Here is a 13665-nt window from a genome sequence, read left to right as displayed (position 1 = left end):
TACCCTTTTATCATCCGGGTCGTTCATTTCTACCGTTATGTTTCAGAACGGCCGGATCAATGTTCACACGCAACACCTAGTTGTTTCAGTCAACGGAGTATTACATGTCCAGAAGGCTTCGCAGAACCAAAATCGTTACCACGTTAGGCCCAGCAACTGACCGCGATAACAACCTTGAAAAAATTATCGCCGCGGGCGCAAACGTTGTACGTATGAACTTTTCGCACGGCTCTCCAGAAGATCACAAACTGCGGGCGGATAAAGTCCGTGAGATTGCCGCCAAACTGGGACGTCATGTCGCTATTTTGGGTGACCTGCAGGGACCTAAAATCCGCGTATCAACCTTCAAAGAAGGCAAAGTATTCCTCAATATTGGCGACAAGTTCCTGTTAGATGCCAACCTGGGTAAAGGCGAAGGCGATAAAGAAAAAGTCGGTATTGACTATAAAGGCCTACCTGCTGACGTAGTGCCGGGCGACATCCTGCTGCTGGATGACGGTCGCGTACAGCTCAAAGTACTGGAAGTTCAGGGCATGAAGGTCTTCACCGAAGTGACCGTCGGTGGCCCGCTTTCCAATAACAAAGGCATCAACAAACTGGGCGGCGGTCTCTCTGCAGAAGCACTGACCGAAAAAGACAAAGCTGACATCATCACCGCGGCGCAAATCAGCGTTGACTATCTGGCCGTCTCCTTCCCGCGCTGCGGCGAAGATCTGAACTATGCCCGCCGTCTGGCGCGCGATGCAGGCTGCGATGCGAAAATTGTTGCCAAGGTGGAGCGTGCAGAAGCCGTGTGCGACCAGAATGCAATGGATGACATCATCCTGGCCTCTGACGTCGTGATGGTTGCTCGTGGCGACCTGGGCGTTGAAATTGGCGATCCAGAGCTGGTCGGTATTCAGAAAGCCCTGATCCGTCGTGCGCGTCAGCTGAACCGTGCGGTCATTACTGCCACGCAGATGATGGAGTCGATGATCACCAACCCGATGCCGACCCGTGCAGAAGTGATGGACGTGGCGAACGCCGTACTCGACGGCACCGACGCCGTTATGCTGTCAGCAGAAACCGCCGCAGGCCAGTATCCGGCTGAAACCGTTGCCGCCATGGCGCGTGTCTGCCTGGGCGCGGAAAAAATCCCGAGCATTAATGTCTCCAAACACCGCCTCGACGTGCAGTTTGATAACGTTGAAGAAGCGATTGCCATGTCCGCAATGTATGCAGCGAACCACCTGAAAGGGGTCACCGCCATCATCGCGATGACAGAATCCGGTCGTACCGCGCTGATGACGTCCCGTATCAGTTCCGGCCTGCCGATTTTCGCCATGTCGCGTCATGAGCGTACGCTGAACCTGACCTCCCTGTACCGCGGCGTTACTCCGGTTCACTTTGACAGCGAAACCGACGGTGTGGTTGCCGCCAGCGAAGCGGTGAACCTGCTGCGTGATAAAGGCTATCTGGTTTCTGGCGATCTGGTGATTGTCACCCAGGGCGACGTCATGAGCACCATTGGCTCCACCAACACCACGCGTATTCTGACCGTAGAATAATAACCTCGCTCAATGCCTGATGTTGCTTTGATCATCAGGCCTACAGGTGGTACCTGATACAGAAAGCCTCTCAAGTGAGAGGCTTTTTTTATTTCTTCTTTTTATTTCTTCGGGTAGAGATCTTTACGTTTATACGGCTCAATCTCACCGGGTTTGCGGGTTTTCAGCAGTTTTAAAATCCAGGTGTACTGCTCGAGGTGCGGCGCGACAAAAATCTCCACCTCTTCATTCATGCGTCTGGCAATGGTGTGGTCATCTGCGGTCAGGATGTCATCCATCGGCGGGCGGACCTGAATCGTCAGGCGATGTGTTTTTCCGTCATACACCGGGAACAGCGGCACAACCCGCGCATGGCAAACCTTCATCAGGCGACCAATCGCCGGCAATGTTGCTTTGTAGGTGGCAAAAAAATCAACAAATTCGCTGTGCTCGGGACCATGATCCTGATCCGGCAAATAGTATCCCCAATAGCCCTGACGCACGGACTGAATAAAGGGTTTGATGCCATCATTACGCGCATGCAAACGGCCACCAAAACGACGGCGTACCGTGTTCCAGACGTAATCAAAAACAGGATTACCCTGGTTATGGAACATCGCGGCCATTTTCTGGCCCTGCGAGGCCATCAGCATGGCTGGAATGTCGACACCCCAACCGTGCGGGACGAGAAAAATGACCTTTTCCTCGTTGCGCCGCATCTCTTCTATGATCTCCAGACCTTGCCAGTCAACCCGGTTTTGGATTTTCTCCGGGCCACGCAGGGCAAGCTCTGCCATCATCACCATCGCCTGCGGAGCCGTTGCAAACATCTCATCGACGATGGCTTCGCGCTCGGCTTCGCTGCGCTCTGGAAAACACAGGGATAAATTAATCAGCGCTCTGCGGCGCGAACTTTTCCCCAACCTTCCGGCAAGACGTCCCAGCTTCGCCAGCACAGGATCGCGAAACGATGCGGGCGTTAACGCAATCCCTGCTATCGCCGCCACACCCAGCCAGGCACCCCAGTAGCGCGGATGGCGGAATGATTTATGAAATTCAGGGATATATTCAATATTCTTTTTTTTCGTTTCCATGCTCTTCCAGTGTCTGGTACCGCGAAAAATAAATCTGTTGATAGTGTAGCGGCGCGTCGTGCCCCGTACAAAATAAAAAAGCCGGCACGCATCGCGTACCGGCTTTGTCAGTATGCTGATTAATCGAAGCGCAACTGAGGCAGAACCTCTTTCACCTGCGCCAGGTACTCGGTACGATCCGAGCCGGTCAGCCCTTCTGTACGCGGCAGCTTCGCCGTTAACGGGTTCACGGCCTGCTGGTTAACCCAGACTTCATAATGCAAGTGTGGTCCAGTTGAACGTCCGGTGTTACCTGACAGCGCAATACGATCGCCGCGTTTTACTTTTTGTCCTGGTTTGACTAACAGTTTACGCAGGTGCATGTAGCGGGTGGTGTAGGTACGACCATGACGCACCGCGACATAGTAGCCTGCAGCGCCGCTGCGCTTCGCAACAACGACTTCACCATCACCTACCGACAGTACCGGCGTACCCTGCGGCATCGCGAAGTCGACGCCTTTGTGCGGTGCCACACGTCCGGTTACCGGATTCAGGCGACGCGGATTAAAGTTAGACGAGATGCGGAACTGTTTCGCGGTCGGGAAACGCATAAACCCTTTCGCCAACCCGGTACCGTTACGGTCATAGAACTTACCGTCTTCGGCACGAATCGCATAATAGTCTTTACCTTCAGAGCGCAAACGAACGCCCAGCAGTTGGCTTTGCTCACGCTTGCCGTCCAACATCTCGCGAGACATCAGCACCGAGAACTCATCGCCTTTTTTCAGTTTGCGGAAGTCCATCTGCCACTGCATAGCCTTAATCACCGCACTGATTTCAGAACTGGTCAGCCCGGCCTCTTTGGCGCTGGCGACGAAACTGCCGCCGACGGTGCCCTTGATACGGCTGTTAACCCAGTCGCCCTGCTGCATTTCACTGCTCATTTTGAAGCCCGTCGCAGTACGATCGTACGTGCGGGTTTCACGGCGAGAAACTTCCCAGGTCAGGCGCTGCAAATCACCGTCAGAGGTCAGCGTCCAGGAAAGCTGTTGGCCAATCTTCAGGTTACGCAACTCTTTGTCCGAGGCGGCAAGCTGGCTGATATCGCCCATATCGATACCATACTGGTTCAGGATGCTGCTCAGCGTATCGCCGGTCGAGACAACATATTCGTGAACGCCCACCTCACCGGAGGTTTTGTCATCCAGTTCATCCTGAGGTATCGCTTCATCTTCCTGAGCAGCCTGATCGATAGGTTCACTGGCCTCAGGCAACAGAGAACGAATCTCGCTTTTTTCAAGTTCGATGGTTTTGACAATCGGTGCAGCATCGGGATGGTAAACGTAAGGCCGCCATACGGCGACGGCCAATGTAAGAACGGTCAGCGACCCCAGCATAACGCGATGGGGTCGGGGCAGATTATTAAATGCCAGAGCGACAGAGCGGGCTATCTGTTGCACGTATTCACTTCCTCATTAATCTCCTTTCAGGCAGCTCGCATACTGGTTGGCTAATTGGTTCAGAAACGCAGAATAGCTTGTTTTACCCAGTTTGATGTTTGTTCCGAGGGGATCCAACGTTCCCATTCGAACGGATGTCCCTCTCGCAACGGCTTCAACGACCGCTGGCCTGAACTGTGGCTCAGCAAAAACGCAGGTTGCTTTTTGCTCAACCAACTGTGTTCTTATTTCATGTAAACGCTGCGCACCAGGTTGAATCTCAGGGTTCACGGTAAAGTGACCAAGCGGTGTTAGTCCGTAATGTTTTTCGTAGTAGCCGTAGGCGTCATGAAAAACGAAATACCCTTTCCCCTTGAGCGGTGCGAGCTCGTTACCTACCTGCTTATCGGTTGCGGCTAATTGTGCCTCAAAATCCTTCAGGTTGGCGTCAAGTTTGGCTCGACTTTGCGGCATAAGTTCCACTAATTTTTCATGGATTGCAACCGCTGAGGCCCGCGCTATCTCTGGGGAAAGCCAAAGATGCATGTTGTAGTCGCCATGATGGTGATGTTCGTCACTTTTTTCACCGTGGGCGTCATTGTGTCCATGATCGTCATCATCATCGTCGCCCCCTTTCATGAGCAACGGCTTCACGTCATTGAGTTGCGCAATCGTTACCTGTTTCGCGTTAGGAATATTCTTGACAGATTTTTCCATAAACGCTTCCATCTCGGGGCCAATCCAAACAACTAAGTCCGCGCCCTGTAAGCGTTTTACGTCTGACGGACGCAATGAGTAATCATGTTCGGATGCGCCATCAGGCAGGAGAACCTCGGTATCCGTAACCCCATCAGCAATCGCTGAAGCGATAAACCCTAACGGCTTAAGCGAGGCAACGACGGCGGCATTTGCTGCCTGTGTTGCACTCCCCCAAAGAGCAGCGGATAATGCTGCGAAAAGAAGCGTATTTTTATGTAACATAATGCGACCAATCATCGTAATGAATGTAAGAAATGTGATATTATAACATTCTATAACTTCTGCAAGACTAAAATTGATATGACGACTTTGGTTTCACTGGAAAATGTCTCGGTCTCTTATGGTCAACGCCGCGTCCTTTCTGACGTTTCGCTTGAACTACGGCCCGGCAAAATTTTAACGCTTCTTGGTCCGAACGGTGCCGGGAAGTCTACGCTGGTGCGCGTTGTCCTCGGGCTGATAGCAGCAGATGCAGGCGTTATCAAGCGTAACGGACAACTGCGGATTGGCTATGTCCCGCAAAAACTGTATCTCGATACCACGCTGCCCCTAACGGTCAGCCGCTTTTTGCGCTTACGTCCGGATACAAAGAAGGACGATATTCTCCCGGCGCTCAAGCGCGTTCAGGCCGGACATCTGATGGATGCGCCGATGCAAAAACTGTCCGGCGGGGAAACGCAGCGCGTCCTGCTGGCTCGCGCATTGCTGAATAAACCACAGCTGCTGGTGCTGGATGAACCCACTCAGGGTGTGGATGTCAATGGTCAGGTCGCATTGTATGACCTTATCGACCAGCTTCGACGTGAACTCGATTGCGCCGTACTGATGGTCTCGCATGATTTGCATCTGGTGATGGCGAAGACCGACGAAGTGCTGTGCCTCAACCACCATATTTGCTGCTCCGGCACGCCGGAAGTGGTCTCTATGCACCCGGAATTTATCTCTATGTTCGGGCAACGCGGTGCCGAGCAACTCGGAATTTACCGTCACAATCATAATCATCGCCATGATTTACAGGGTCGCATCGTATTACGCCGGGGAAATGGTCACTCATGATTGAATTGTTATTACCCGGTTGGTTAGCCGGGATCATGCTGGCCTGCGCCGCTGGCCCGCTGGGATCGTTTGTGTCTGGCGTCGGATGTCTTATTTTGGCGACACGCTGGCGCACGCGTCACTGCTGGGTGTGGCCTTTGGTCTGCTGTTAGATGTAAACCCGTTCTATGCGGTTATCGCAGTCACTCTGATGCTGGCAGCGGGTCTGGTGTGGCTGGAGAAGCGCCCTCACCTCGCCATAGACACCTTGCTCGGCATTATGGCGCACAGCGCTCTGTCACTGGGCCTGGTCGTCGTCAGCCTGATGTCGAATATCCGTGTGGATTTGATGGCCTATCTGTTCGGTGACCTACTTGCCGTGACGCCGGAAGATCTGATCTCCATCGCCATTGGTGTTGTCATTGTGCTAGCCATTCTCTTCTGGCAATGGCGCAACCTGCTGTCAATGACCATCAGCCCGGATCTCGCCTTTGTCGATGGCGTGAAGCTGCAACGCGTGAAGCTACTGCTGATGCTGGTCACTGCGTTAACGATTGGTGTGGCGATGAAGTTTGTCGGCGCGCTCATTATTACGTCGCTGCTGATTATTCCTGCTGCCACCGCACGTCGTTTTGCGCGTACGCCTGAGCAGATGGCCGGTGTTGCCGTGGGCGTGGGGATGATAGCGGTGACGGGCGGCCTGACGTTCTCAGCGTTCTATGATACGCCAGCAGGGCCCTCCGTGGTGCTGTGTGCCGCGCTGATGTTTATTTTCAGCATGATGAAAAAGCAAGCGAGCTAAGAGTGTGTTGCCTGATGGCGCTTCGCGTATCAGGCCTACGTTCACAGGTAGGCCGGATTAGGCAAGCCGCCATCCGGCATAAAAAACTTAAGGCATTTGCGGCGGCGTAATACCAAAATGATTCCAGGCGCGCACCGTCGCCATACGTCCGCGCGGCGTACGCTGCAGGAAGCCCTGCTGGATCAAATATGGCTCCAGCACGTCCTCAATCGTTTCACGCTCTTCACCAATAGCGGCGGCCAGGTTATCCAGCCCTACCGGCCCACCGAAGAATTTATCGATCACCGCCAGCAGCAGCTTACGGTCCATGTAATCGAACCCTTCAGCGTCCACATTGAGCATATCCAGCGCCTGGGCGGCAATGTCTGCCGAGATAGTGCCATCATGCTTCACCTCGGCGAAGTCACGCACGCGACGCAGCAGACGGTTGGCAATACGCGGCGTTCCGCGCGCACGGCGAGCAACTTCCAGCGCGCCCTCCTCGCTCATCTCCAGCCCCATATAACGCGCACTGCGCCCTACAATATGCTGAAGATCGGCAACCTGATAAAACTCCAGTCGCTGCACGATACCAAAACGGTCACGCAGCGGAGAGGTTAACGACCCGGCACGGGTTGTCGCGCCAATCAGCGTAAACGGCGGCAGGTCAATCTTGATCGAACGTGCAGCAGGCCCTTCGCCGATCATGATATCCAGCTGATAGTCTTCCATCGCCGGATACAATACCTCTTCCACGACTGGCGATAAGCGATGGATCTCATCGATAAACAGCACGTCGTGCGGCTCGAGGTTCGTCAGCATTGCCGCCAAATCGCCCGCTTTTTCCAGCACCGGGCCGGAGGTGGTACGCAGGTTTACGCCCATTTCATTGGCGACAATATTGGCAAGCGTGGTTTTTCCAAGACCCGGAGGACCAAAGATCAGCAGGTGGTCGAGGGCATCACCGCGCAACTTCGCCGCCTGGATAAAAATCTCCATTTGCGAACGGACCTGAGGCTGACCGATATACTCATCGAGCAACTTGGGGCGGATCGCACGATCCACAATGTCTTCAGGTATCGTGCTGGCAGCTGAAATCAGGCGGTCTGCTTCAATCATCCTTTACCTCACAATGCAGCGCGGAGCGCTTCACGAATCAGGGTTTCACTGCTGGCATCAGGGCGGGCTATTTTGCTCACCATGCGGCTGGCTTCCTGTGGTTTATAGCCCAGCGCCACCAGTGCAGCAACCGCTTCCTGCTCGGCGTCATCCGTTACCGGACCCGCAGGTGACGTCAGCACCAGATCCGCCGCCGGTGTGAACAGATCGCCATGCAGGCCTTTAAAGCGGTCTTTCATTTCAACAATCAGGCGCTCAGCGGTTTTCTTACCGATACCCGGCAGTTTCACCAGCGCCCCGAGCTCTTCGCGTTCAACCGCGTTAACGAACTGCTGCGCCGACATGCCGGAGAGGATCGCCAGCGCCAGCTTCGGTCCAACGCCGTTGGTTTTAATCAGCTCTTTAAACAGCGTGCGTTCCTGCTTGTTGTTAAACCCGTACAGCAGTTGCGCATCTTCACGCACCACAAAATGGGTGAAAACAATCGCTTCCTGCCCGGCTTCCGGCAGCTCGTAAAAACAGGTCATCGGCATATGCACTTCATAGCCTACGCCACCCGTTTCCAGAAGAACCAACGGGGGTTGTTTTTCGAGAATGATGCCTCTGAGTCTGCCTATCACGTGACGCTCCTGCGTTAAGGGCTAAAAAGGTAATGCGCTATCATAAAAAAAGGCTGGATAGATATCCAGCCTCATTTGTCATTAACGTAGTCGACCACGCGCTAAATTCAGCCGGGTATCGCTCATTTGCATGGCGTTCTGACTGACGTGGCAGTGGGTAATGGCGATGGCCAGCGCATCCGCGGCATCGGCCTGGGGATTTGCCGGGAGTTTTAGCAATGTGCGCACCATGTGCTGCACCTGACTTTTCTCCGCACTGCCTATCCCGACGACGGTTTGCTTCACCTGACGTGCCGCATATTCAAACACCGGAAGGTCCTGGTTTACGGCAGCAACAATCGCCACGCCGCGCGCCTGCCCCAGCTTAAGCGCCGAATCGGCGTTTTTTGCCATAAATACTTGCTCAATGGCAAAGTAGTCTGGCTGAAACTGGGTAATGATTTCCGACACGCCGGCATAAATTAGCTTCAGGCGCGACGGCAAATCATCCACTTTGGTACGAATACATCCACTGCCCAGATAGGTCAACTGTCGACCGACCTGGCGGATCACGCCATAGCCGGTGATGCGCGAGCCCGGGTCAATGCCGAGAATAATGGACATCACGCATCTCCTGTTATTTTACCGCTCAACCACGTCATTCTAACGTAGCAGCAACCTCATCGGAGATTTCGCCGTTGTGGTAAACTTCCTGCACGTCATCGCAGTCTTCCAGCATATCGATCAGACGCATCAGCTTCGGTGCTGTTTCTGCATCCATGTCCGCTTTGGTGGACGGGATCATCGTAACTTCAGCGCTGTCCGCTTTCAGACCAGCGGCTTCCAGTGCATCACGCACTTTGCCCATCTCTTCCCATGCGGTGTAGACGTCAATCGCACCGTCATCATAGGTCACAACGTCTTCAGCACCGGCTTCCAGCGCGGCTTCCATGATGGTGTCTTCGTCGCCTTGCTCAAAGGAGATAACACCTTTTTTGCTAAACAGGTACGCAACTGAACCGTCAGTGCCCAGGTTACCACCGGTTTTAGTGAACGCATGGCGCACTTCCGCAACAGTACGGTTACGGTTGTCAGACAGGCATTCAATCATGACCGCTGTCCCGCCAGGACCGTAACCTTCATAAATGATGGTTTCCATGTTTGCGTCTTCGTCACCGCCCACACCGCGCGCGATGGCACGGTTCAGGGTGTCACGCGTCATGTTGTTGGACAGCGCTTTATCGACAGCCGCACGCAGGCGCGGGTTCGCGTCCGGATCGCCACCACCAAGCTTAGCGGCCGTAACCAGCTCGCGAATGATTTTGGTGAAGATCTTGCCGCGCTTGGAATCCTGCGCTGCTTTACGGTGTCTGGTGTTGGCCCATTTACTATGACCTGCCATAAATAATATCTCCAAAAAGCGCGCCTTCTCAGGCGACGTTAATTACAAATTCTTCAATCGCCTGCCGGTTACTCCACGATTTGGTTAACTGTGCAGCTTCCGCCGCATCAACCCAACGATAGGTCAGATGTTCAGTGAACACGATCTCTCGTTCCGAGGGGAGTGCCAGGCAAAACCAGGATTCCGTATTCCGTTCGATTCCCGGTGCGTAGCGATGTCGTAAATGGCTAAAAATCTCGAACTCCACCGTGCGCTGACAGTCAATTAAGGTCAGTTGCTCGCGGGCAACGTCAATGGTGATCTCTTCCTTTACTTCGCGCATGGCGGCTTGCGACGCGGTTTCACCCTCTTCAAGGCTGCCGGTGACCGACTGCCAGAAATCAGGATCGTCGCGTCGCTGTAACATCAGCACTCTTCCGGTGTCCTTTGCATAAATCACGACTAACACCGAGACAGGCTGTTTGTATGTCATATCAGTTATTCTCGGCCTTCTTCACAACCTGAATGCTCAGTTCCGCCAGGGCAGCGTCGTTGGCAAAACTTGGCGCTTCGGTCATCAGGCACGCAGCAGCCGTGGTTTTCGGGAAGGCAATAACGTCACGAATGTTATCGGTACCGGTCAGCAGCATGGTCAGACGATCCAGACCAAACGCCAGGCCCGCGTGCGGCGGAGTACCGTATTTCAGCGCGTCCAGCAGGAACCCGAACTTCTCACGCTGTTCTTGCTCGTTAATACCCAGAATACCAAACACGGTTTGCTGCATGTCGCCGTTATGGATACGCACGGAACCGCCGCCCACTTCGTAACCGTTGATGACCATATCGTACGCATTGGCAACGGCCTCTTCCGGCGCGGCTTTCAGCTCAGCGGCCGTCATGTCTTTCGGCGCGGTAAACGGATGGTGCATCGCGGTCAGGCCACCTTCACCGTCGTCTTCAAACATTGGGAAGTCGATAACCCACAGCGGCGCCCATTTGGTTTCGTCGGTCAGGCTCAGATCTTTACCCAGTTTCAGACGCAGTGCGCCCATCGAGTCAGCAACCACTTTCTTGTTGTCTGCGCCGAAGAAAATCATGTCGCCATCTTGTGCGCCGGTGCGCTCAAGAATCGCATCAACGATATCGGCATTCAGGAACTTAGCAACTGGGCTGGTTACCCCTTCCAGACCTTTCGCACGCTCGGTGACCTTAATGTAAGCCAGGCCTTTCGCGCCGTAGATCTTGATGAAATTACCGTAATCGTCGATCTGCTTACGGCTTAAGCTTGCCCCACCCGGTACACGCAGCGCAGCCACGCGACCTTTGGCATCGTTAGCCGGGCCGGAGAAGACGGCGAAATCAACGGACTTCAGCAGGTCAGCAACGTCAACCAGCTCCATCGGGTTACGCAGGTCTGGTTTATCCGAGCCGTAGCGACGTTCAGCTTCCGCAAAGGTCATGATCGGGAAATCACCCAGATCCACACCTTTTACTTCCAGCCACAGATTACGCACTAACGCTTCCATCACTTCGCGCACCTGCGGTGCGGTCATGAAGGAGGTCTCAACATCGATCTGGGTAAATTCAGGTTGACGGTCAGCACGTAAGTCTTCGTCACGGAAGCATTTTACGATCTGATAGTAACGATCAAAGCCAGACATCATCAGCAACTGCTTGAACAGCTGCGGAGACTGCGGCAGGGCGTAGAATTTGCCTTTATGGACGCGGGAAGGCACCAGATAGTCACGTGCGCCTTCCGGGGTCGCTTTGGTCAGCATCGGCGTTTCGATGTCGAGGAAGCCGTGATCGTCCATAAAACGACGCACCAGGCTGGTAATTTTGGCACGGGTTTTCAGACGCTGCGCCATTTCCGGACGACGCAGGTCCAGATAGCGATACTTCAGACGTGCTTCTTCGGTGTTAACGTGGTTAGAGTCCAGCGGCAGCGAGTCTGAACGGTTGATGATGGTCAGATCGGACGCCAGTACTTCAATTTCGCCGGTCGCCATGTCGGCGTTGACGTTTTTCGCGTCACGCGCACGCACGGTGCCCGTAACCTGGATGCAGAACTCATTACGCAGTTCGGAGGCCAGCTTTAACGCATCCGCACGGTCCGGATCGAAAAATACCTGCACGATACCTTCGCGGTCGCGCATATCGATGAAGATCAGGCTACCAAGATCACGACGACGGTTGACCCAACCACACAGAGTCACCTGCTGCCCCTCGTGGGACAGACGTAGCTGTCCGCAATATTCTGTACGCATGAGATATCCCTTAACTTTGCCGCAGGCGGATTGTCACCTGCCTTGCAGATGACGAAGTCGCAGCTTTAGCTGAATGTCACAACTGAATGAAAAAAGGCGGCTATTATACTGGAAATTCTGCCGCACGATAAGTCCGCTACTGACTGTACGCGTGTTTCCTACGCGGGTATTGCGTAATCTCACAAAAAATAACAAAAATTGTCGCCCCTTTCACACACAATCGCGATTAAGGTGTAACGGAATTCTTTTTTGACTGGAGTCACCATGCTGGAACTGAACGCTAAAACCACCGCCCTTGTCGTGATTGACCTACAGGAAGGGATCTTACCCTTCGCCGGCGGCCCCCATTTGGCAAGCGATGTCGTGACCCGCGCCGCACGCCTTGCGGCACAATTCCGAGCTCACGGTTCACCGGTAGTGATGGTTCGCGTTGGCTGGTCTGACGACTACGCAGAAGCCCTGAAACAGCCGGTAGATGCCCAGGCACCGGCTAAAGCACTCCCTGCAAACTGGTGGGACTATCCGACAGCGCTGGGCAAAAACGCCAGTGACATCGAAGTGATCAAACGCCAGTGGGGTGCCTTTTACGGCACCGACCTCGAACTCCAACTGCGCCGCCGGGGCGTTGACACTATCGTGTTATGCGGGATCTCCACCAACATCGGCGTTGAGTCAACGGCGCGTAATGCCTGGGAACTGGGTTTTAACCTGGTGATTGCCGAAAATGCCTGTAGCGCAGCCAGTGCCGATCAGCATCAGGGCAGCATGACGCATATCTTCCCGCGCATTGCACGCGTGCGCAGCGTGGACGAGATCCTGCAAGCGTTATGATCTATATCGGCCTGCCGCAGTGGTCGCATCCGAAGTGGGTGCGCCTGGGGATCACCAGCCTTGAAGAGTATGCCCGCTACTTTAACTGTGTTGAGGGCAATACCACACTCTACGCGCTGCCAAAAGCCGAGATTGTTACGCGCTGGCAGGCGCAGACTACCGATGACTTTCGCTTCTGCTTTAAGTTTCCGGCGACCATTTCGCATCAAGCTGCATTGCGAAACTGTGATGATTTGGTGCAAGAATTTTTCACCCGCATGTCACCGCTGGAAGCGCGAATCGGGCAATATTGGTTGCAGCTACCCGCCACCTTTTCTCCTCGCGATCTCCCTGCTCTGTGGGCGTTTCTCGATGCGTTACCCGCATCGTTTACCTACGGGGTGGAAGTTCGCCATCCTGAATTTTTTACCAAAGGTGAAGACGAGAAATGGTTCAATCGCGGCTTACACGAGCGAGGGGTCAATCGGGTAATTTTAGATAGTCGGCCGGTACACGCCGCGGTTCCTCACAGTGAAGCGATTCGCGATGCGCAGCGCAAAAAACCGAAAGTTCCGGTCCATGCAGTGGTTACCGCGAACAATCCCATGGTGCGCTTTATCGGCAGCGATAATATGGAGCAAAACCGAACGTTATTTAACGTATGGCTGGCCAAACTGTCTCTCTGGAAGCAGACCACCACACCCTATCTGTTTTTACATACGCCAGACATCGCGCAGGCCCCGGAGCTTGTAGATACGCTATGGGCAGATTTACGCAGCGCTCTGCCAGAGATCGGATCAGCACCGTCTATTCCACAGCAATCTTCTCTTTTCTGAAAATGCCACCTATCATAGTCAATGCCAGCAGCCATTTTAA

At 54.1% G+C, this 13665-nt stretch carries 13 protein-coding genes and 1 pseudogene; 5 read left to right on the top strand and 9 right to left on the bottom strand.

The window, feature by feature from the left end; all coding sequences use genetic code 11:
* Positions 1-104 precede the first annotated feature (104 nt).
* The gene (gene pyk, locus FDX22_RS01025; RefSeq protein WP_096757427.1) at positions 105-1547 is read left to right on the top strand and encodes a pyruvate kinase; all 1443 of its coding nucleotides are present in this window, start codon (positions 105-107) and stop codon (positions 1545-1547) included.
* A gap of 101 nt (positions 1548-1648) precedes the next feature.
* Here the strand turns inward: pyk and lpxM are convergent, their stop codons facing one another.
* From lpxM to znuA, 3 genes are all read right to left on the bottom strand, one after another.
* Complete coding sequence (gene lpxM / locus FDX22_RS01020) at positions 1649-2620, bottom strand: lauroyl-Kdo(2)-lipid IV(A) myristoyltransferase (RefSeq protein WP_115258765.1); 972 nt, start codon at positions 2618-2620, stop codon at positions 1649-1651.
* A 119-nt stretch (positions 2621-2739) separates the two neighbouring features.
* Positions 2740-4059: a murein DD-endopeptidase MepM gene (gene mepM / locus FDX22_RS01015; protein WP_096757429.1), complete on the bottom strand. Its 1320-nt coding sequence runs from the start codon at positions 4057-4059 to the stop codon at positions 2740-2742.
* A 15-nt stretch (positions 4060-4074) separates the two neighbouring features.
* Positions 4075-5019: a zinc ABC transporter substrate-binding protein ZnuA gene (gene znuA, locus FDX22_RS01010; protein ID WP_135912207.1), complete on the bottom strand. Its 945-nt coding sequence runs from the start codon at positions 5017-5019 to the stop codon at positions 4075-4077.
* A 78-nt stretch (positions 5020-5097) separates the two neighbouring features.
* Here znuA and znuC point away from each other — a divergent pair, with 78 nt between their 5' ends.
* Positions 5098-5853, top strand: a complete 756-nt coding sequence (znuC, locus tag FDX22_RS01005) for a zinc ABC transporter ATP-binding protein ZnuC (protein ID WP_146716592.1) — start codon at positions 5098-5100, stop codon at positions 5851-5853.
* A pseudogene (gene znuB, locus FDX22_RS01000) lies at positions 5850-6634 on the top strand (zinc ABC transporter permease subunit ZnuB). The gene znuC and the pseudogene znuB overlap by 4 nt, the downstream one beginning before the upstream one ends.
* 87 nt (positions 6635-6721) lie before the next feature.
* Here znuB and ruvB read toward each other — a convergent pair.
* The 6 genes from ruvB to aspS form a co-directional block, all read right to left on the bottom strand.
* Positions 6722-7732 carry a Holliday junction branch migration DNA helicase RuvB gene (ruvB, locus tag FDX22_RS00995; protein ID WP_115258769.1) on the bottom strand — a complete coding sequence of 337 codons (1011 nt, stop codon included), beginning with the start codon at positions 7730-7732 and terminating at the stop codon, positions 6722-6724.
* 8 nt (positions 7733-7740) lie between these two features.
* A complete protein-coding gene (ruvA, locus tag FDX22_RS00990) occupies positions 7741-8352 on the bottom strand; it encodes a Holliday junction branch migration protein RuvA (protein ID WP_096757434.1) in 612 nt (203 codons plus the stop codon).
* 81 nt (positions 8353-8433) lie between these two features.
* On the bottom strand, positions 8434-8955 hold the full coding sequence (gene ruvC / locus FDX22_RS00985; protein ID WP_045444124.1) for a crossover junction endodeoxyribonuclease RuvC: 522 nt from the start codon (positions 8953-8955) through the stop codon (positions 8434-8436).
* 34 nt (positions 8956-8989) lie between these two features.
* On the bottom strand, positions 8990-9733 hold the full coding sequence (locus FDX22_RS00980) for a YebC/PmpR family DNA-binding transcriptional regulator (RefSeq protein WP_096757435.1): 744 nt from the start codon (positions 9731-9733) through the stop codon (positions 8990-8992).
* A gap of 28 nt (positions 9734-9761) precedes the next feature.
* Positions 9762-10205 (bottom strand): dihydroneopterin triphosphate diphosphatase, encoded by a 444-nt coding sequence (gene nudB, locus FDX22_RS00975; RefSeq protein WP_146716591.1) that lies wholly within the window; start codon positions 10203-10205, stop codon positions 9762-9764.
* Position 10206: 1 nt separating this feature from the next.
* Entirely contained in the window at positions 10207-11979 is a 1773-nt protein-coding gene (gene aspS / locus FDX22_RS00970) for an aspartate--tRNA ligase (protein WP_096757437.1), read from the bottom strand.
* A gap of 264 nt (positions 11980-12243) precedes the next feature.
* On the opposite strand from aspS, the gene FDX22_RS00960 reads away from it, so the two are divergent.
* Positions 12244-12810 carry a hydrolase gene (locus FDX22_RS00960; RefSeq protein ID WP_146716590.1) on the top strand — a complete coding sequence of 189 codons (567 nt, stop codon included), beginning with the start codon at positions 12244-12246 and terminating at the stop codon, positions 12808-12810.
* Positions 12807-13625 (top strand): DUF72 domain-containing protein, encoded by an 819-nt coding sequence (locus tag FDX22_RS00955; RefSeq protein ID WP_146716589.1) that lies wholly within the window; start codon positions 12807-12809, stop codon positions 13623-13625. The genes FDX22_RS00960 and FDX22_RS00955 overlap by 4 nt, the downstream gene beginning before the upstream one ends.
* Positions 13626-13665 lie beyond the last annotated feature (40 nt).

The sequence above is a fragment of the Citrobacter sp. TBCS-14 genome (assembly GCF_005280805.1).
GTDB classification, from domain to species: Bacteria; Pseudomonadota; Gammaproteobacteria; order Enterobacterales; family Enterobacteriaceae; genus Citrobacter; species Citrobacter gillenii.
This window is presented reverse-complemented; position numbering and strand designations above follow the sequence as displayed.